Below are 21,366 nucleotides of genomic sequence, written 5' to 3'. Positions count from 1 at the left end.
TTTCGCTAAATCCGCAGCAATCTAAACGTAGTACCCGCGTTAAGAGGCACATGCTAGTTGTTTAACCTGGACTACAGGCTACTCACTTTTGTTCAATTTTAGTTATTCTATTGTTTGAAAACTGATTTTACTCTCGGGCATCATTTAAATTTTTGAACATCACTATTAGCCTATAATTCAGGCGATTTATACGTAATTTGATCAGGTATACTATAATAACTAGCATGAGTCCAAAATTCGGATGATCCCCAAAAAATATCTCATTCCAAAGTATTTCTTTCGACGGAGTTATCATGAGAGAAAAATCAAATCGAAAAGCACAATTCCAGGCTTCGCCAATCGGAGCAGACAACTTCGATGCGCATGAAACCCGACTTAATTTTGAAGATCTGGGAGAGATTTTTGCTCATTATGGAGAAAAACCTGGTATTCGTCTGATAAGGAATGGAGATTTTAATAAGCACATTCTCCAAGCTAATATAAATGGCTTTGCTGCTCAACTTGATGCAGTTACCGCTAAAACGCTTCCGTACTTTAATTTACTAAAAATATGCGAATTCAGTGATTCTGCTGTTTTAAAGTCATCTACACACCTTTCAACTAAAGATTTACATGATCTTTATAGTTTTCTCAAGGCTAAAGGATTTCTGGAAAACAACCGATTAAAAAAAGATCTAAATTCAGAGCAAATACACGAGATAGAGACTTTTTGCCAAAGAAACTTATCTGTTCAAGCTAAAGCTAAATTAGAAAAACTAAGAGAACGTTTAAGTAAAGACTTTAAAGTAAAAATGCTTACTAGTTGCTTAACAAAAGAGCAAGCAATGGATGAAATTCTCGCTATCCAAAAGTCACTTGGTGAAAAGGATATGGTTGGATATGTATTTACAAACAATGAGCGTGGCACAAGAATCACACGTAACACACATTTTGAGGCCGTTATAATTACCAAACATGAAATTATTAAACCAGTAGAGTGGCTGGACCAACCTTTAAAGTCAATCTTATATCATACTGATGAGGGATTAAACTCGGCTGCCTTTTTATCACCGAGAGGGGACTTGCTCTCTAAAGAGGGAACCCCTGAACAGCAGGTCGATCCAAGCCATCGCGGTGTGCTTGGCGTTTTATATCTTAAAAAACTATTGCAGAATAATGGCAAAGCGCTTTTTGAAGACAGTTTAAGAATTCCGCTTTATGATGAAAAGGATCAGCTAAATTATGTTTTTATTCCTCCACCCGATGTGATGCAATACGCACCAAGCGATGAATTTATAAAATTTTACCAAAAGCTGATGGGAAAAAAAGTGGAGATTGCCTCAGGTCAACCAACCCCTAATGATCTGAAAGAATTATTGCTGGAATCAAAAGTAAGAGCGTATTTGTTAGGCGATCGTAAGACCGCTGAACACAATCAGAATTTAATCAATAAATTGGATGCTTTCAGCGAGAAATGGTTGCGAGGCTGTGAAGAGGCTTGTAAAAAAAGGGACGCTATGTTTCATAATAACGATAAGACAAGCTATAACCTCTATCTTGCTTACGCTGCAAAACGATTAAAAGATTTAGTGCTTTCTCGTAAAAGAGAACGAGTTGAGCCGGATTCAACCGCTGGAAAGGAACAGGAAGCGACTAATGTGCAGGTCAACGATTGTCAAGAGAATAGTATAGGGGCGGGGACAAGCACACCTCAGAAAGAAGGCCAACCCCAGACATCTATAGCCCCAAAGGATCCAAAGGAACTATTTAAAAACGATTTGCAAAATTATGTTTTTATGCGCATGTCCGAAGCAGGTAGTGACGATTTTGCATCTCATCATCGGACCATGATAATCACGCTTAAATTTGGTTATAGTGCTGAACAAAAAATAGCAGCAGTAAATAAACTGATTTATGCTTTAGATATGCAAGGTAAGCTTGATCAAAGACCGAAAGAAATGCGATTAACTGAGACTGATATTGGCGCCTTGACTACTTCCAGACTTTATGGAAATGTGATTGAGAAACACCTGGAGCTGTTTAATCAAATACTTGAGAGCTTACCGGGAGAATCAGAAATTAAATGACTTGAAAAACGATATGTGATGATTATTTCGTACATATGACCTTTAGCAATCAATTTTTTTTCTTTAGTAAGAATATCAATTTCTTTATTTTTAAAACCTAAAAAAAAGACGGCATATTTTGGCTAATACATAGTGTAGCTCAGGCGTTAATGGACAAATATATGCCAGTGATTTAACTTTGACTGTATTAACTACACTTTATAAGTAAAGTCTGATTATCAAAATAATCAGACTTAATTGAGTATTGCACTATCCAGAAAGAAGCCCCTCTCAATTCTTATCTCAAAAGATTATTGGTTCGATAAATCGTGATTTAAGGCCCCGTCATTTTTTTTGTTTTCCTTCTCGGCACATTTAAAAAAGGAGAAAATGGTTTTATCTTGCCATACTAAAATAGTCTTACATTGATTTGTCTTGATGATTTGATATTTACTTTGAGAGGCCTCCAATGTAAGTCTTGAAAAGTCTACTTCACTCACAATATCTGCTTGATGAGCTTTATTATCGTCAGGTAAAGTGACCTTTCCTGATTGAGCCTTTTGGTCCCAATCAATTGGCATCATCCCGGTATCAGAAATTTCTTCGATGACGAGTGAGGAAGATGTAACTGAGGAAGATGTATGTGAGAGCTCTCTAAAAGTTGGAAGCGAAAGCGCTTTAGCTTCTTTTGACTCAGCTGAATAGTTGGTGCTTCTCTCTAGAGCTAAAACATCGATAACTTTTATTGAGTGTTTATGTTCATGAGCATAACCAGCCTTAACTAATTGTGTTTTGCCGTTTTTAAGCTCAATATTAAAGCAAGCTGTTTTTTTTATTCGTTTTTCGCCTTCTTCAGTGACTATGAGTCGAGGGACAGAAACTGTCGCAGAATAATAATTAACGGTTAGATCTTTATACTGCTCACCTAACTCTTGCGCAAAATAAGTAGCTAATCGATCATTAGTCATCCTTTCGTCACATATATATAAGTTAATTTCCTTAAGATTTTGTGCTAATTTGGGTGTAAGGCCACATTGTTTCATCCGCCAAGCTACTGCATCAATTGATAATTGATAGAGTTCTAGTCCTAAATGTTCATAATCGATTTGATTAACATTTACAACGTAATCAGGATCGCCTGTCCCATCAGCAAGAATGTAAATGACCGTATTAGCAGGTAAGTTTTCCGGGGTGAATTTAAATTGGGCTGTATCATACAACTCATAATCTTCTTCATTTTCATCAGGATGACGATAAATTACTACACTTGGAATTATAGTGCTCGTCTTTTCTGAAGAGCGTAAATTATTTCTCCAGTTCAATGCTCTGATATATAAAGAGAAATTATTTTCACTGACTGTAAACGGAATAAATAGAACAACATTAGAGGTCGATAATTTTGATTCGGTTTTTTTAAACATAGTTAATGTAGACGAGATTAATAAATGTTTAAATTATATAATTTCTTGATTAAGATATTATTAACAAAGAAATTTGTGATAGTTCCAAAAGAAAAAATAATTTAAATAACAAGAGATCTAATCCTATGTCTTGGAAACAAACAATTACATTAAGTCAACTGCAACAAAAAGGACGTCACTGTGAAACCATAGATGACCATAAAATTTTATTGATTTGGCACAATGATAAAGTACATGCTATTGCCTCCCAATGCCCTCATTTTAAATTGCCTCTAACCAAAGGGACAATTACTGATGAAAATACTATCGTGTGCCCCTTTCATAAAAGTGCATTCAATCTCACAACGGGTTCTCCCGAATGTTGGTCGCCCTGGCCACCAGCTGTCGGAACGGTACTTGGTAAGCTGAGCAAACCCAAAAACTTAAAGATTTATCCTGTTCGTATTGATAATGACATGATTCATGTTGAGGTTGTCTAAGAAGAAGAAAAAACCCAGATTAGAATGTTTAGCCTGGGTTTTTGCGCCATGAGTCTCCCCTACTATTCTCATTGGAATGAAATTTTTATTTTACATAGATAATTTGTTCTAAATTCCATTCAATTTTAATTAGTGAACCTTCTTCTCTGTAAACTGATGATTAACTAAACCACTTAAAAGGAGTTGTACTGCAGTCTCGCCCATTTTTTCGCTGGGACAAAAATCCATCGCTACAGCAAAACCTATCTCTTTCATGGACTCATCCCATAATGGATCTTGATTCAAGATGGGTTTAATTTTCTCAAATAAAGAGTCCACAAACATATCGTCCATAGAAAGAAAATGCTGCTTTTGAGAGTTATTAATCAGCATTTCTTTCACTGTGGTATAAAGCGAGTATTTTAATAGATATAAAGCATATTCCAGAGATTCATTGTTCATATCCAACTGAACCAGCTGTTCTTGAGCGTAAAAATGGGTGAAATAATAGTTATCAGGACAAAATTCGCTATCAATGAAGTCCTGTGGTTGAGCGTTACGTACTTCACATCGGAAAAGAAAATACTCTTCATGTTGCGAATAAAGAGCAGAAACTTTAAAGCATCCCTGAAAAATAGCGGGTTGATTCCAAATGGCCACTATAATCAACGTTTCAACATTTATATCGAGATGACTCATTTTTTAATTATCAATTTCATGTTTACTTACTAGTGTATAAGCAGATAATACATGAGAACAAGTTGCGATTGCTATTTTTGAAAAAAGTAACGCTTATACTGCTATTTTATTCTTTATTAGTCGGAACAACGTGTTGCACCTTACCGCTAAATCGCGCACCTAAAGTTAAAATAGCAGGAAATTTTTTAATCATATGCAAAACCCAAGATCGTGGCCAAGAGTTCATCATGGCAAGTTGTGCAAAAAATGAAGAACAATAAATGCGGCTACTAAAATGTTTACGCCAGTGCTTCGTATAATAAATACCTATATCATCCAAACTATTAGTGCCTTTAAGCTTTGATCTAAATTGAATCAAACTGTTTGACAATAACCAAGCTGATTGCATGGCCATACTGATTCCCTCAGCAACAATAGGATGGGCTTCACCTGCAATATTACCTACAAAAAAGATACCCTCTCTATAACAAGAACGAATGCCAGGCCTAATTGGTCCTGCTGCCAGCCAGCTTCCCTCGCGTTCGGCACAGCCAAGAGCCTGCCTAACTCCGCGACACTGCGTCAATAGATATTGAAAAACGGTTTCCCCTGCTTGGATACCTGGATTTTCTAAGCGTAAATCATCCAATACATGACGACGAATACAACAAGAAAGGGTTACTTTCTGCATACTACTATGAACAATTCCTCCATACCCCCCAGGAAAAGCAAGTAAGGGCATCAGATTTGTAGGCAAATTGGCATTTTTAAAGTGTGCTTTAAATGCTAACAGATCAGAAGATTGATGGGCTTTAGTTTCTGATTGCGTAATTCTTTTCTCCCACGAACCATTAGCAATAACAATGAGAGGAGCAATTATCTCACCTATGTTATTATTTTCTTTTACAGTACAGATAAATAAACCATCTTCCTGACGACGATGTACATTAATTGCTTCACAAGGTTGCCAAACTTGCACTCCTTTTAATTTGGCTTTTTCTATGAGCTCTGTATCGAGATACTCTCGCGCTAATGCCCTACCCCAAAGGCCTTTTGAAGCAGTAGAATACGGCATCTTTGCTGTCAATATGACCTCATCAGCATACAAACCGACTTTTTTTACTTCTGGCCCCCCATTTGCTAAATAAAACTCTTCCAATCCCAGCTTCTGAAGAAGAGATAAACTGGTAGCCGATATAAACTCACCACAGACTTTTCTTCGAGGAAACTTTTTCTTTTCGACCAAGCCAACCGTCCAACCCGCTTCGGCAAGAAGTAATGCGGTGGTTGCACCAGCTGGTCCACCTCCAATAATCAGTGCATCCAAAGTCATAGGTTTTTATCCGTAATACTAAAGTCTTTTTTATTTTCTTGACCAAAAGACCCTATTTCAAAATAAGAATACTCCACCAAAATGGGAAGTGCCATTTGATTTGATAATTTTTGATACCTGCCTTGTGTAATAAAAACTCTAATTCTTTTCTGGTAAAACTTTTTTGAATCGAAAGCAGACCATCATGAGTAATCAGCCGGTTATTGAACAATATAGGACTAATTATTTTATAAAGCCAATACGCAACGAAATTACGGTGCAAGTCATTAATAACTACAGCTTTACGAGCTGTATGATTGGCTTTGATTAAAAATTTAATTAACTCGTCATCATCCAGATGATGACATACTAAATTGATTAAAATGATATCTACACTATTTGGTGTTATGTCAAGTTCTGGTTGCGGTTGTATTTTAAACTCAACTGAAATGCTTCCATTTTTTTGTTGCCATTCATCCAATTCTTTTTCTGCAAGTTCAATAGCCTCTGTTGAAATGTCTAATCCAAGCATTTTCATTCGAGGGTAATATTTACTAAGATGAAGCAAGAGTAATCCTCCGCCACAGCCCACATCAGCCAGTACGGAACGCTCAGAAAACCGTTGAAGTAAATTAACAGTATTTTTAAAAATACCCATAATTCTATTGATTTTAAATAGTTTTTTTAAAGAGTGTTCGTACTCTTGTGATGTATAGAAATCTGGACCGAGATCAATGATTTCCTTTTCCCTTGATCGTGTTTTGAATTTGGGCATGATCATTATAACTAATGATAAATTTTCATTCTGCATTGTATACTTCAATATTACAATAATGATTTAATGTATTGATGGCTCGTAAGCAACATCAGCGTGTCTATATAGGGAAAAAATTCACAAAGGGATAAAATGCAATCAAATATCACCGCGATTGGTATAGCAACCCCTCCGTTTATGCGAACACAAGATGAGATTGCCGATCTCATTTCTGTAGGGTTCCATCTTGATGTATCACAAACAAAAATTTTAAAAAAAATCTATAAATCCTCAGGAATAGAGACTCGATATAGTGTGTTAACTGATTATTGTAAACAACCGGGTCAATTTGAATTTTTTCCTAATACACCTCTAGAAAGTTTTCCATCAACATCACAGAGAATGGCTATATATAAAGAAAATGCCCTCAATTTGGCCATAGCATCCATTGAAAATTGTCTAAATAGCATTGATTTTGACCGAAGGAAAATTACTCATCTAATTACAGTGAGCTGCACTGGTATGTATGCTCCCGGGATTGATATAGAAATTGTTCAAAAGCTTGATTTATCCCCTTCCATTAAGCGCACTGCGATTAATTTTATGGGGTGTTATGGTGCCTTTAATGGTTTAAAGGTAGCCAATGCATTTTGTCAATCAGAACCTAGCAGTAATGTGCTTCTGGTTTGTGTTGAGCTTTGTACGATACATTTTCAGAATGCTTTTAACATAGAAAACATCGTCTCAAATGCTATTTTTGCTGATGGAGCTGCAACAGCCTTGATTCAGGGAGAAAGCGCGAGTCAAAAACGTTTTGCTCTGGAGTCATTCTATTGTGATTTAGTACCTCAAACCAGCCAGGATATGGCATGGACCATTACCAATTACGGATTTGATATTATACTGAGCTCTTATGTGCCGGAGGCAATTCAATCGGGTATTTTTATGTTTGTTGAAAAACTGTTAAGACAATTAAATTATTCGTCTAATGATATAGATTATTACGCAATTCACCCAGGTGGCATTAAAATTCTACAAGCATGCGAAAAGGCATTAAAGATTACGGCGGATGACAATCAATATTCTTATGACGTTTTAAGAAGTTATGGGAATATGTCCTCTGTAACCGTATTATTTGTATTAAAAAAAATATGGGATAAATTAGGTGCTCAAGATGAGGGGAAACATATTTTTAGTTGTGCTTTTGGACCCGGATTAACCTTGGAATCGATGATACTCAAAGTTCAACATAACTAATTTATTCTGTTATTCGAACAGTACCCTTATCTAAAACTAGTATAAACAAGAATCAAAAATGGGTGACAACCTAAGCAACACAAAGTATTTAATATGGCTGTCAAAATATTCGAGCAATCCGTTTTTCTAGCCGGTTCACGTTCCGAAAAAGGTGAGGAAGCCTTCTAAGACACCATATCCCGATTCATACAAACCTGTGGTACACGAGCATCTGGAATTTGTCCACGTTTTTTCTTCAGGCAGGAGGGTTTAAACGTTTTTTGGTAGAATGTAGTTTATTTGCTATTTACCATAATAGCTGCTTCTTAAAATCATCGAGATTAGAGGCTAAACAATAGCCCCTAATAAAAGCAACCGCGCTTGCGGAAAAGCAGCATTAATCTAATGAATACAAATTGTCTTCACTTTGATTCATCGAAGGCATCAATTGGGCTTTAGCAGGTTTTATTGCTTTAAAAAATGAATTATTAATCAGAGTACCTGCAACGTCAGTTCGGGTATTGAATTTTTCACTTTTTGCAAGTAATGGAACTGCTTTACTAAGTACTGATTCTGACGAAGAGACACAATTAGTCATCTTAGTTTTATCATCAGTCTCTGACTGCTCTTTGGCTTTCGTTGCTAAGTCATTCAAAGACCCGGAAAATATCATGTCAATATTACCAGGAGTTAATTGATCCTCTATCTCTAACTCAGAAATTTTGTTCGCTAAGGTGAAAGCATTTTTCACATTTCCTGAATTTAATCGAGATAAATATTCCATTGCTAAGTCATCATCGTCAGCCAATAAGCTTACACCATGTACAATTCCATTTATATGGTCTGGATATAGTTTGATAGCATCCAAAATCCTATTTTTCATCACAGGCGAAAATTTTACTGCATCGAGCATTTGCATCGCACTCACCAAAAGCTCTGCTGACTCTGAATGTTCAATTAACATCTCCAACATATTTGTGGTGATAGCTATACCCGCTCTTTTTTGCCCCTTATTACATTTTTGTTCTGGTCTTCCATTTTTACCATTTGACCCGTTAATATGTAGCGTTTCTAATGCTTCTAATACACTTTCGGTATTTACTGTGCCACCGATTAATTTATCGAACATTTCTTGGGATAACTCTAACTTATCCCCTTCATAGTGTTTTTCATGCTTAATAAACTTAAGAATATCAATGACATTATCAAGATTATGTCTCTCTTTATCTGAAGTAGCTTTTAATAATAAATTACTCGTTTTATGTAATGCTATTTGAAGTAAGTCTGTCATATTAAGGCCTCATAATTGCTCATTATGAATACTAAGTGTACATATAATTCATTAAGACAGTATTAAGCCAACGAATCCATAGGCATCGTCTCTTTGCACAGGACAAAAATCATGAAGAAAGTTCCTTTTGCGGGTAACCATTGAAAAATATGTCTAACGTTTTTACAAATTGAGATGATTTTTTATAGGAATTAATGATGAGCTGTCGAATCCAATCAAAGCCATAACGAAAAAAACTATTCTGAGGTCGGTGGCTATCACGATACTTATTGAGTCTAATTGCTTTTTTCGAATTAGCTTTCCATTCGCCGACTTTATGGGCCCAACAAAATCCAATGGCACTACTCGTTCGAGTGTTGTGATGTGGGTTTCTTCAAAACGAAATCTACATCCTTTTAATGCTGACAAAAGACATTCTACTTCCCATCTTCGAAGATAAATTGGGATAGCATTTTTGGGATGTTGGTTTGTTGGGACAATCATTAGCTCACCTTTTTAGAAACGTGAACCGGTTAGAAAAACGGATTGCCCAATCGTGTAATCAACGTGTAATCAATCTCAAATTTTGCAAAAAAAAACGTTGCAGCCGTTTATAACGAGAATTTTTCTCAGCCTTAGATGAAAACGCCACCGCCATTTCACTTAAATTGACCGTATGAACGATAAATAAAGCCGTAACATCCGCACAAAACAATCTAATCTTGCCATGTTCCAACGGAGATTTTCACCTAATATTCTCTTCAACTCGTTTATTTTATCCATACCCCCCTTTTTTTTAGGTGAAGCGGATTATATAAAATACATTTAAAATCAGTGGGTTATTCCTTATTTGTTCGTTCTTCTTCAAAAATTGTCCTGTGCAAACGGCTAAGCCCCTCATCTACATCTTCGTAAGAATTAGTGTAAACCGCCTCAATAAGATTAGCTCAACATCATTGTGTCTTATGTATTTCATATCGAAAGGGATACCCATTTTAGCCTCAATTTATCTCTAACAAAATTGGTAATCAGTCTTTTTGTATGCGAGTGTCTGAAATTGATTATCTTCAAATAGAAATCACAATCAATGTGTATGCATACCAGTAAATACAATATACGCCCCATTTGTCTATTTTCATTGAATTCTTTCAATGTGTATTGCGCAAAGGACAAACATGCTGGACGACTGAGGGCATATTGCGCTATAAAGAAATTATAGAGTGAGTCAATAAAGCGGCTCAATTAATTACAAGTTTAAGCGACCTGAAACACCTATCCGAATATGGTCTAATCTTCTCAGATTGCAAAATGGTGAGGGAAGATTATGAATACTAAAAAACCAGTGTATCTTTTTTTAATAACCAGCTTTTTCCTATTGAGCGCTGCAGGTTATACAAAAACAAATAATATACAATTTTTCTACTCAAACAATACTCAAATTCTGGACATGGAAAAAGCATTTCAGTGTTTAATCGGTAAAGAGCAACACCAGCTCAAAAAAGACGCCACTCGTATACTACAAAGACAACATATGGAGTTAGGAGAATTTAAAAATGCTCTTGGAACGTATACTGTACAAGAAAAAAAACTATTTACCGCGGAGAACTCAGAGATTTTTTTTGTTTCACCGTTACAAAAATTATCTCAAAAAAAAGCATTCCTGGTAGCTACAATTTTGGCAAAACATCTCAAACAAGAAAGTGTAGCCATTTTTATTCCTAACAAGACAGACTCGATTGCTCATATAAAACTGGTTTTTAGACACAATAAATTCACTATTACTGAGGTACTTCAACTCATTCAGAAGCTACCCGGCTCAATGAAACAGGCATTTACTATGAGATTAAAAAATTTGCACTTTGGTTTTGATTTTACAGAAGTTCAATCGATTGAATGGCTTGGAAACGATCTTGATACCACAGAGATAAAACATCTTTTCCCTTTTGATACGTTACTCACCGATAATGGTGAGGCTTACCTGGTTTTTAATACTGGGCACTATCAAAAACTATAAAATTGTTCTAAAAAATCGTATAAAAAATATCCGCAAGCAATTCAAAGGGTTAATTAAAAAAGCGGGGATTTAATCTTGCATAAATTGGATTTTTGGCTATTCCTAAGTAATAGCTGTAAAATAAGAAGAGAATAGAGTCATTAAAAATGCTGTTCGTTTTGATGTGAATAATGATATTGTTGTAGTGATTTTTAACTTTTTCAGGAGAAAATCATGAGAAAAATACTTTCTGTTCTATTAATAACTGCGACTTTTTCCTCAACTTATGCTTCAGGGATAATAAACACCATTATTGCATCACCGGGTAGTGGAGGAACAAGTACTACTGGTACTGAAGGAACCAACACCGGAACCAATCCTGGCATGAATTCCGGAGCTAATACGGGTACGGGCACCGATAATGGTACCAACAACGGAGCTAATACTGGAACCAGCACTGGGACAGATAATGGAACTGGTACAAATAACAATACCGACAACACCAGTACTACCTACTAAATAAAAAATGTAAATTTTGTCTTTGAAAGCAATCCCTTTAAAGATTGCTTCCTGATTCAGTCCCTCAAGACTATAGCGTCTCGAGGTTTTCCCTCGGGACGTAGGGGATTAGGAAATGAACAAGAATAAAGTAGTTCATTATAGCCGGAACTAATTCGTATACTAAAACTTCATCTGTTCAGGTTTACTTACCTGTTCATGGAGTTGTAAGACAGTGTAAGGACGACATTCGCTTTTGTATAAAAGGTAATTCGTGGCAAAAACCTCCTTTTGCATATTCTGCTTAAAATATTCTATTGCGTCCTCATCTCCATAGTGCACAGCGAGATCAAGCCAATCAAAACCCGCTTGCCAATCTATCTCTAATAAATCAGGAAATTCGACCTCAAGATCAGCATCCATCTCTTTTTTTAGCGTCTCAAGATCAGCAAAAGATATAAGTGCTATTTCAAATTGAGCACTGCTATATCGTTGCAGGCCAGGAGAAGTTTCAGTAATTCGTTTTGCTGTAATTAAGGTATCTTCCATGTACTCTTTAAAAGAAATATGACGTTTAGCGGGTTTAAAAAATCGTTTCATGGGTAGAATGAGAAAAAATAGAATTAATTATGTGCTTATTGTTCACATAAGTAAATGTTTTTGTTCTATTATAAATCCATTATGTTTCAATTCATGTTCCAATAGTCAGCTAAAGGCCAAAGCAGATAGTATTTTAAAGGAGATAAAATCGTGGGAAAAAAAGTATGTGTGATTGTCGGTGTTGGACCAGGAAATGGTGCTGCTTTTGCCTCTCGTTTTTCCAAAGAAGGATATCATTTGGCTTTATTAGCTCGTTCAAAATCTTTTACTACTGAACTTGCAAATAAACTAGTAAATGCATATCCCTATGAGTGCGATGTAAGTCATAGTGATTCAATTCAAAGTACTTTTACCCAAATTCAGCGCGATTTAGGAACAATTGATGTCGTTGTGTACAATGCAGGTTCAAGCTCATGGGGTACTATTGAACAAATAACACCACAGGATTTCGAAGCAAGTTGGCGTGTTAATGCATTTGGATTAATGATGGTTAGTCAATATGTACTCTCCAGCATGAAACAAAATCGCAAGGGAAACTTGATAATCATTGGTGCAACAGCCTCCAAAAGAGGAGGAATCAAAACTGCTGCATTTGGCCCTGCTAAAGCGGCTCAACGAAGTCTTGCCGAATCAATGGCCAAGTATCTTGGCCCCATGGGAATTCATGTTGCCCTGGTTATTATCGACGGCATTGTTGATTTACCCAAAACACGAGAATATATGCCTGATAAGCCAGATAATTTTTTTGTTAAGCCTAATGATGTTGCAGATACTGTATTCTGGCTTACTCAGCAAGCTCCATCTACTTGGTCATTTGAAGTAGAGATACGTCCATTTGGCGAGGCATGGTAGTGCGCTAAAAATGAGTGGGTTGTTTTGCCTCATAGTCTGCTGTATTTATTAAGAATCTACAAATCTTTCAAAATTATTAGTAGGTTGCGGATTATTGAGCTTTACCGCTTAATCGGGATTAACTGTCCAATTGTACATGAATATCACGAGCATCAGATTGACCATGATCATCTACTACCCTAACTACAAATTTTCCCGGCTTTGCTTTCCATAAATAAGACTCTCCAGCTTTAGTCTTGGCAATAAATGTTTCGTTAATAAACCAGTATACATAAGCAATACCAGCGTCCGTGACGGCAGTGAGCGGTATGGTATTATTTTGTGGAGAATTCGCGCGAATAATATAACTGATCCCGTTTTGTGGCGAAGTAATGTGTGGATCGATACCCGAATTTCCAGACAAGCTACAATCAGGTTCAAAAAAAGGAGGTGTATGTCTTTGTATCCCAGCTTTCTTAAAAATACTCAACAAATCAGAAGGCCAAAACTCAAAAATCTCAAAACGAGTATATTCATCCATGTGGCAGGTCCGTAAGCCTGTTTTACTATTAATAGCAACCTCACGATAAATTGTATCTGTTTTGATCGGGGACTTCCCGGGAATAAACCAACTCCACTCTGTGTCTTTACAATAACGTGTAGGCAACATACCGGAGGATTTACATACTTCTACTTTTCTCAAATTCATTTGCTCTGGATGTTTTTCCAACGCATGTATTGGCCCTCGCTCATGATTTAATGCATCAATCAACTCAAAAAATAAAGGCGCAGCAATGTCTTTGCCTATAAATGCAGGATTAGCCTTATTATCAAAATTTCCCACCCATACAGCTAATACATAAGGACCAAATACTCCTACAGTCCAAGCATCCCGATAGCCTGAAGAAGTTCCAGTTTTCCAAGCAACTTGCAAACGTGACCAGCTCTTGGAGTTCTCATCCAGGCGGGGCGTATTTTTTAACATATCCAATACGAGGTAGCTTGCTTCTGGACTAAGCAAGCGTATTCCCTTTGGTTTTACTGTATTTTTAAATGCTTGAATGGGAAACCAAATCCCATCATTGGCCAGCATCGCATATAAGCTGACAAGCTCATCCATTGTTAATTCAGCACCACCCAAACTCAATGACAGTCCATAGTATGACTCTGATCGTAATTGACTAATTTGTGCTTTTTCTAGCAGTTGATGTAAGGTTGGGCTAGTGAGCTGGCTAGCGAGATAAATTGCTGGGATATTACGGCTCAAAACCAAGGCATCTTTAGCTTTAATAGGGCCCATAAAATCGTAATCAAAGTTTTCAGGATTGTAGCCATTAAAACTGTGGGGTACATCTTTTAAAACAGTATTTGGATGAATTAGGCCTTGATCCAAAGCCAATCCATAGATAAATGGCTTTAGCGTTGACCCTGGTGATCGCTTGACTTCCGTACCGTTAATTTGTCCGCTGATACTGGTATTAAAAAAATCAGCGGATCCCAACATACCCTTAATACCCATATCGCGAGTATCTATAAGTAAAACAGCTGCGTTATTTACTCCAATTCCCTTCTTTCTCGCAAGATAATGATGCGTAATACGTTCAATAATCGTTTGTGTACGATAATCCAAGGTTGTATCAATGCTTTGTTGTTTGGTTGGTGCTTCAGATAAAATTTTATTTACAAAATGTGGCGCACTAAAAGGGAGCATATGAGTGTCTTGCATCACTAAAGGCAATGCAAACATCGCTTTTTTGTTAAGATCTTCTGGATGCTTGTTTAACCAGCGACCTAACAAGTGTTCCCGAATTTTTTTTAACTCTTTATTGTTTGGTGTCCTTTTGCCAGGATTTTGAGGAATGATGCTTAAGGTCAAGGATTGGGGCAAAGTAATTTTATGTACTGGTGTTCCAAAATAAACCAAACTTGCAGCCCCTACTCCTTCAACATTGCCCCCATAGGGTGCCAAATTTAAATAAGCTTCCAGAATTTGCTCTTTGCTATAATGCATTTCAATTTGTATCGCACGAATGATTTGTAATAACTTTCCTGAGATTTTTTTTGAATTCATACCATAACGCATCCGCGCCACTTGCATGGTAATTGTTGAAGCACCTACCCTTCGTGATTGTGCACCATAGGTTTGCCATATGGCTTTCATTGTTGCCCAAGGATTCACGCCATAATGCCAATAAAAATATTGGTCCTCTTGTAATAAGGTTGCTTCAACAAGCTGCTTTGATATGCGTGACAAAGGTGTAAACAGTCGGTATTTCTCATCCTGACTCAATGTTAACCTTAGTAATTTATTATGTTCGTCATAAACTGCTTTAGAAAAACTTGTTCCCTCCAGTAAGATGGGTTTAGGTAAAAAAAATAATATCAGATAGGCGCTGACAAGTAGCGTAATAAGGATTATGCTTAGAAATTTAAATATTTTGTTCATAGTCGCTATTATGCACTAAATAGAATAAAATATATGCAAAATTTTTCACTCCTTTCCACCTCTTGGGATAAATGATGAATAAAAATCCGCTATCTATATTACTAAATGCGTTTTCATCTGTATTTGGCAAATTAAACTGGCGAAGCCCTCCTTGGGTAAATTACTTGTGTAATAAATCAAAATCATCTCCCAAAAAGTTTTGGGGAAGCAGCTTATTAATAATTCTTATTTTAATTTCAGCAGGATACTCCTTATATTGGTATAAAAATTTACCTAAACCAATTTATACCACCGCACAAATCACAGTCCCAGACATTACACCAAATACTGAAGAACAATTAGTTCCTAACAACTTGATTATTGATTTTGGTATAAAAAATAATGGATTTATTAATCAATCAGTTGCCCCACTTAATCTGATTGGAAAAACAGTTAGCGAAGGCATAGTAATAACCCCCAAAATTCCTGGGACATGGACATGGAATACCGACAGTCAATTAGTTTTTACTCCTTCAGAGGATTGGCCTGCAGGAAAAAAATATACAATCCTTTTTGCTAAGAGTGCTTTTGCTCCTAATGCCAATATGGAAAGTCATCAGTTTACTTTTTCTACTCATCCTTTTAGTGCCAAAATTACTGAGTTTAAGCTCTATCAAGATCCAGTCCATGCTGAGGTAAGAAATGCTGTAGCAACAATAGAGTTCAATTTTCCAGTTAATCCCCAAACTTTAGAACAACATACCTCTTTAGTGTATCAAACAAAATCAGGGTCTACCGGTGAAAATCTCCCGTTTACCTTTACTTATGATAAAAATAAGCGTGTAGCATACCTACATTCAGAAACAATAAAGATAAGTGATGTAGCCCGCTTTATACGTTTAACCTTAAGCCAAAATGTTACTTCATCAACCAATTCTGGTCATTTACTCCAGGAACAATCACAAAATTTACTGATTCCTAGCGCCAAAGACTTCCTTAAAGTTCTTTCTGCTTCAGCGTCCATCGTTCGCAATGATAAAGACAGGCCCGAACAAGTCCTTACTATCGAAACCTCTTTGGGGGTAAATGAGAATGAGTTTAATAAGGCAGTACATATTTATTTGCTGCCTAAAGATCGCCCAGCAACTACAGCTGAAGCTGCCAAAGAGAATTATCAATGGCAAAATCCAGGTGAAGTAACAGCAGCAGTTCTTTCGCTATCAACACCCTTGACAAAAGAAGCGATTCCTACAGAGCAAAACTATTCCACCTTACACAGTTTTAAATTTAAAACCGAGGCTCCTCGATATATATACATTAAAATTGATAAAGGAATGCACAGTTTTGGCGATTTTACACTAGGCAATGAATATGCAGCGGTGATTCCTGTTCCTGCAATCCCTAAAGAGATCAGCTTCTTACATAAAGGATCACTGCTGGCTTTAAGTGGAGAGAAAAAACTTTCTGTACTCGTTCGAGGCGTACCAGCAGTCAAGTTTGATTTTGCACGTGTGTTGCCGGAAAACATCAATCAATTAGTAACCCAAACTCAAGGTGATTTTAATAATCCTTATTTTATTAATCCTACATTTAATCAACAGAATATCAGTCAAATCTCTTCAGAGGTCCAAGAGTTCGATATTTCTGATTTAGCCAAGCAACAGTATACTGCGCTTGACTTCAGCAAGTATTTAACTATGAATACAAATACCTTGGGACCACAAGGGTTATTTTTATTGCAAGCTACTGGTTGGGACGTCCACAATAAATCAGCATTGGATGTAAAAGCAAGTCGTATGATATTAATCACCGATATGGCTTTGTTGGTAAAAGACAATCAAGATGGTAGTCATGACCTGTTCGTTAACTCCATAACCCAGGGAACCCCTGTTGCCAATGCAACAGTAACTGTTTTGGGAAAAAATGGCTTGCCCATTTTATCGCGTGTTAGTGATGTTCAAGGACGCGTTACATTCCCACCGTTAAAAGACTTTGTTGATGATAGAGAACCTATCGTATATTTGGCACAATTGAACAATGATGTGTCATTTATTCCATTCAATAATGCAAATAGACAACTAAATTTTTCCAAGTTTGATATTGGTGGGCTTTACACTAACAATCAAGAATTACACAGTTTAAGTGCTTATCTTTTCTCTGATAGAGGGATTTATAGACCAGGAGATGCAGTTCATGTCGGCATGATTGTCAAACAAGCCTATGCCCAACCCCAACCCGGTGGCTTACCTTTGCAAGCAACTGTGGTTGACTCAAGAGGGACGACAATCAAAGATGAGAAAATTACTCTTAATGATCTAGGCTACATGGAACTAGATTTTGCAACAAATACCAGTTCACCGACTGGTCAGTACATGGTCAATCTGTACTTGGTGAAGGATGGATATCCGCAAAATCTACTTGGCTCTACAACCATTCGCGTTTCTGAATTTTTACCTGATCGAATGAGAATCACTACCAGCCTGTCCCCAAAACCATCGACTGGGTGGAGTGCTCCAACTGGCTTGAAAGGTGAAGTAAGTCTTTGGAACTTATATGGCGCTCCTGCCGCTGATCGAAAAGTTAGTGCCAAGATTTTATTAGTACCCCAAAAGGTTCAATTCGATAAATATCCGGACTATGTCTTTGTAGATCCTTTGCTGGATCCAAAAAAGCCGCCAAAGGTTTTCACTGAAACATTAAATGACGCAAAAACAAATGATAAAGGCGAAGCAGAGTTTGATTTAAATCTTGATCGTTTTGAAAAAGCGACCTATCAATTAACATTTTTTGCTGAAGGTTTTGAGTCTGATGGTGGCCGCAGTGTAACAAGCCAAAGTAAAACTCTAATTAGCCCACTGCCCTACTTTATAGGATATAAGCCGGATGGTGATTTATCGTTTATTAAGCAAAACAGTGCCCGAAGTATTAATTACCTTGCGATTAATCCTGGATTGGACAAACAAGCAGTCAGTGATTTAAAGATACAACTGGTTTCGTTACACCCGGTTACAACTCTGGTTAAAAAAGCGGATGGAACCTACCAATATCAGTCCGTTATTCAATCCACAATAGTTAGCACTGCACCTTTTAATATTTCCGAACAAGGCACTGATTACACGTTACCAACCCAACAAATTGGTGATTATTCTTTAAGTATTCTTGGGAAGGATAATACAGTACTTAATCAGCTAAAATTCAGTGTAGTCGGTGCAAGCCAACAGCCCTTAGCTAAAAATGCTGAATTATCAATTAAACTCAATAAAACGGAATATCAAGCGAATGAGGATATTGAAATCCAAATTACCGCACCCTATACAGGCTCCGGTTTAATAACTATAGAACGTGATAAAGTTTATGCAGCACAATGGTTTAAAACAGATACTACTAACTCCGTTCAAACCATCCATATACCTGCTGATTTTCAAGGAGATGGGTACATCAATGTTGCTTTTATACGTGATTGGAGCTCACCTGAAATATTCATCAGCCCGCTCAGCTATAGCGTTGTTCCTTTCACAGTGAACCATGAGAATCACAACATAAAGATTGATCTGCACACTGCAGCAGTCGCACGTCCAGGCCAACCTTTCACTATAGATTATCATACAGATAAACCTGGAAAGATAATTGTCTTTGCAGTCGATGAAGGCATTCTGCAAGTTGCACGCTATACAACCCCAGATCCTTTATCATTCTTCTTCCAAAAGCATGCTCTTGAAGTATTGACCCAGCAAACTGTGGATCAAATCATGCCAAAATTTATTCAAGATCGTGAGCTTTCTGCAATTGGGGGTGATAATGGTGAAGAAGGAATGGCAAGCCGCCTTAATCCTTTCAAGCGGAAAACCGAATTACCTGTGGCTTATTGGTCAGGAATTGTTGATACCGATTCAAATAATCATCAATTAGTCTATCAAGTTCCTGATTATTTTAATGGAACATTACGAGTCATGGCAGTAGCAGTATCATCTGATTCTGTTGGTTCAAAAGAGACTTCTGCCGAAATTCGTGGAGATTTTATTATTAATCCCAATGTTCCAACTTTTGTTGCCCCTGGTGATGAATTTGAAATATCTGCTTCAATTGCAAATAACATAAAAGACTCTGGGGAACATGCACTGATCAATGTAGATTTGGCCGCTTCTCCTGAAATTGAAATCGTCGGATCTGCTACACAAACATTAGAAATTGCTGAAGGGCGCGAACAGACGGTTCACTTTAAATTAAAGGCTAAATCTCTTTTAGGAGCGGCTAAATTAACCTTCAAAGCCAGCATGGGTGATAAATCAAGTACAATGGATTCTACACTGAGTGTCAGACCCGCTACGCCGCTTAGCACCTACATCAATAGTGGGAAATCAGAAGACGCCCAAAAAACTCTGGACATTATGCAAACACTATATCCAGAATATCGCAAAGTGAGCGCCACTGTTTCTACTAGCCCGATGATTCTGGTATTTGGTTTACAACGTTATTTGGATAATTATCCTTATGGTTGTACTGAGCAATTAACCAGTAAAGCGTTACCCTTATTGGTAATGAACAACCAAACTGGTTTTGGTGAAGAAACAAAGCAAGTGAATGAAAAAGTAAACGCTGCAATTCAAATGCTAAGCCAGCGCCAGATGTCCAATGGCGGTTTTAGTTATTGGCCAGGGCTTGGTGATAACCAAGGTAATGATTTCGCAACAGTTTATGCAATGCATTTCTTAACTGAAGCAAGAGTTCAAGGATTTAATATTCCAAATGATCTGTTCTTTAACGGAATTAACTATCTTAAAACCTTGGCAAGTCAAAATGTATCTGATATGGATGCAGCAAGAATTCAGGCATATGCCATTTATATTTTAACCCGCAACGAAATCGTTACAACCAATTATCTTGGGAACCTGCAATTGTATCTGGAAAAGGATAAGACGAATGCGTGGAAGAATGATATTGCGTCAGCATATATTGCTGCATCGTATCAACTGCTACAGAGTCATGATGAGGCAAATCAATTAATTGGTCTGTATAAGCCACAAAATAATCAGGCTTATATTACTGATTTTTATAGTAGCGCAATTGCCGATGCTCAATATTTATATCTCGTAGCGAAGCACTTCCCCAATCTATTGCCACAGGTGGGTGATGAGCTACTCAATCGCTTAATTCAAGCAGTCAATAATGATCAAATTAATACTGTTTTATCTGGATTTACCAGTCTGGCCTTGGGTGCCTATCATCCAAATCTTCCTAATGAATCAGTATCAGCCTTATCGATGACCAAGATCATGGCTAATAATAAGGAAGTCGCTGTTCCATCGACAAATGCAAATTATCAAAAAACGGATATTAATCCTGATGTCCTAAAGATACGTTTTAACAACCCTGATAAGAAAACATTTTTCTATCAATTAATGCAATCAGGTTTTAATCGCGAAATTCCAAAAACTCCTTTAAAACAAGGCCTGGAAATTTTCCGAGAATATAGAGATGCTAAAGGAAATACGATCAGTACAACTACCCTAGGAAGTGAAATTGAAGTACATATTCAAATTCGTGCATTAGGTAATGATTATTTGTCTAATATTGCGATTGAAGATCTGTTGCCAGGCGGTTTTGAAGTCGTAACCGACTCTGTAAAAAATACGACAATGGATTTTGTTGATGTACGTGAAGATAGAGTAAATTTCTTTGGTGGAGTTGAGTCTGTTGCAAAAGAAATTGTTTATAAAATAAAAGCAGTGAATATTGGAAAATACATTGTTCCCCCTGCTTATGCGGAAGCAATGTATAATCCAAATACGAAAGCACAAGGTGTTTCTTCAGTAATTACGGTTACTGAGGCACCTTAACATTTGCA

General features: G+C 36.9%; 14 protein-coding genes and 1 pseudogene. 8 read left to right on the top strand and 7 right to left on the bottom strand.

The window, feature by feature from the left end:
• Nucleotides 1–293: 293 nt before the first annotated feature.
• On the top strand, nucleotides 294–2,066 hold the full coding sequence (locus tag EL022_RS10970; RefSeq protein ID WP_241972169.1) for a hypothetical protein: 1,773 nt from the start codon (nucleotides 294–296) through the stop codon (nucleotides 2,064–2,066).
• Between the two features lie 290 nt (nucleotides 2,067–2,356).
• Here the strand turns inward: EL022_RS10970 and EL022_RS10965 are convergent, their stop codons facing one another.
• On the bottom strand, nucleotides 2,357–3,466 hold the full coding sequence (locus EL022_RS10965) for a hypothetical protein (RefSeq protein WP_028380534.1): 1,110 nt from the start codon (nucleotides 3,464–3,466) through the stop codon (nucleotides 2,357–2,359).
• A 125-nt stretch (nucleotides 3,467–3,591) separates the two neighbouring features.
• Between EL022_RS10965 and EL022_RS10960 the strand changes: the two genes are divergently transcribed.
• Nucleotides 3,592–3,945, top strand: coding sequence for a Rieske (2Fe-2S) protein (locus EL022_RS10960; RefSeq protein WP_028380535.1), 354 nt, complete (start codon nucleotides 3,592–3,594; stop codon nucleotides 3,943–3,945).
• Nucleotides 3,946–4,074: 129 nt separating this feature from the next.
• Here EL022_RS10960 and EL022_RS10955 read toward each other — a convergent pair whose 3' ends face one another.
• From EL022_RS10955 to EL022_RS10945, 3 genes are all read right to left on the bottom strand, one after another.
• Nucleotides 4,075–4,623, bottom strand: coding sequence for a hypothetical protein (locus EL022_RS10955; protein WP_028380536.1), 549 nt, complete (start codon nucleotides 4,621–4,623; stop codon nucleotides 4,075–4,077).
• Between the two features lie 106 nt (nucleotides 4,624–4,729).
• Nucleotides 4,730–5,935 carry an NAD(P)/FAD-dependent oxidoreductase gene (locus EL022_RS10950; protein ID WP_028380537.1) on the bottom strand — a complete coding sequence of 402 codons (1,206 nt, stop codon included), beginning with the start codon at nucleotides 5,933–5,935 and terminating at the stop codon, nucleotides 4,730–4,732.
• Between the two features lie 52 nt (nucleotides 5,936–5,987).
• Nucleotides 5,988–6,725 (bottom strand): methyltransferase domain-containing protein, encoded by a 738-nt coding sequence (locus EL022_RS10945; RefSeq protein ID WP_126325195.1) that lies wholly within the window; start codon nucleotides 6,723–6,725, stop codon nucleotides 5,988–5,990.
• 87 nt (nucleotides 6,726–6,812) lie between these two features.
• On the opposite strand from EL022_RS10945, the pseudogene EL022_RS16800 reads away from it, so the two are divergent.
• Nucleotides 6,813–7,469: pseudogene (locus tag EL022_RS16800) on the top strand (type III polyketide synthase); the annotation flags it as partial.
• Nucleotides 7,449–7,925, top strand: coding sequence for a 3-oxoacyl-[acyl-carrier-protein] synthase III C-terminal domain-containing protein (locus EL022_RS16795; RefSeq protein WP_278043690.1), 477 nt, complete (start codon nucleotides 7,449–7,451; stop codon nucleotides 7,923–7,925). The pseudogene EL022_RS16800 and the gene EL022_RS16795, both read left to right, overlap by 21 nt.
• Nucleotides 7,926–8,301: 376 nt before the next feature.
• Here the strand turns inward: EL022_RS16795 and EL022_RS10935 are convergent, their stop codons facing one another.
• Entirely contained in the window at nucleotides 8,302–9,195 is an 894-nt protein-coding gene (locus EL022_RS10935; RefSeq protein WP_028380540.1) for a hypothetical protein, read from the bottom strand.
• 1,303 nt (nucleotides 9,196–10,498) lie between these two features.
• Here EL022_RS10935 and EL022_RS10930 point away from each other — a divergent pair.
• Both EL022_RS10930 and EL022_RS10925 read left to right on the top strand, forming a co-directional pair.
• Nucleotides 10,499–11,188, top strand: a complete 690-nt coding sequence (locus EL022_RS10930) for a hypothetical protein (RefSeq protein ID WP_028380542.1) — start codon at nucleotides 10,499–10,501, stop codon at nucleotides 11,186–11,188.
• A gap of 213 nt (nucleotides 11,189–11,401) precedes the next feature.
• Nucleotides 11,402–11,686, top strand: a complete 285-nt coding sequence (locus EL022_RS10925) for a hypothetical protein (protein WP_028380543.1) — start codon at nucleotides 11,402–11,404, stop codon at nucleotides 11,684–11,686.
• A gap of 162 nt (nucleotides 11,687–11,848) precedes the next feature.
• On the opposite strand, the gene EL022_RS10920 is transcribed toward EL022_RS10925, so the two are convergent.
• A complete protein-coding gene (locus tag EL022_RS10920; RefSeq protein ID WP_241972168.1) occupies nucleotides 11,849–12,214 on the bottom strand; it encodes a hypothetical protein in 366 nt (121 codons plus the stop codon).
• A 201-nt stretch (nucleotides 12,215–12,415) separates the two neighbouring features.
• Here EL022_RS10920 and EL022_RS10915 point away from each other — a divergent pair, with 201 nt between their 5' ends.
• The gene (locus tag EL022_RS10915; RefSeq protein ID WP_028380545.1) at nucleotides 12,416–13,117 is read left to right on the top strand and encodes an SDR family NAD(P)-dependent oxidoreductase; all 702 of its coding nucleotides are present in this window, start codon (nucleotides 12,416–12,418) and stop codon (nucleotides 13,115–13,117) included.
• A 118-nt stretch (nucleotides 13,118–13,235) separates the two neighbouring features.
• Here the strand turns inward: EL022_RS10915 and pbpC are convergent, their stop codons facing one another.
• Nucleotides 13,236–15,542: a penicillin-binding protein 1C gene (pbpC, locus tag EL022_RS10910; protein ID WP_028380546.1), complete on the bottom strand. Its 2,307-nt coding sequence runs from the start codon at nucleotides 15,540–15,542 to the stop codon at nucleotides 13,236–13,238.
• Between the two features lie 74 nt (nucleotides 15,543–15,616).
• Between pbpC and EL022_RS10905 the strand changes: the two genes are divergently transcribed.
• Nucleotides 15,617–21,358, top strand: a complete 5,742-nt coding sequence (locus tag EL022_RS10905; protein ID WP_028380547.1) for an alpha-2-macroglobulin — start codon at nucleotides 15,617–15,619, stop codon at nucleotides 21,356–21,358.
• Nucleotides 21,359–21,366 lie beyond the last annotated feature (8 nt).

This window comes from Legionella cherrii, from assembly GCF_900635815.1.
In the GTDB taxonomy this organism is placed as follows: Bacteria; Pseudomonadota; Gammaproteobacteria; order Legionellales; family Legionellaceae; genus Legionella; species Legionella cherrii.
Note: the sequence above shows the minus strand (reverse complement) of the source record. Positions and strands in the feature narration are given on the sequence as shown.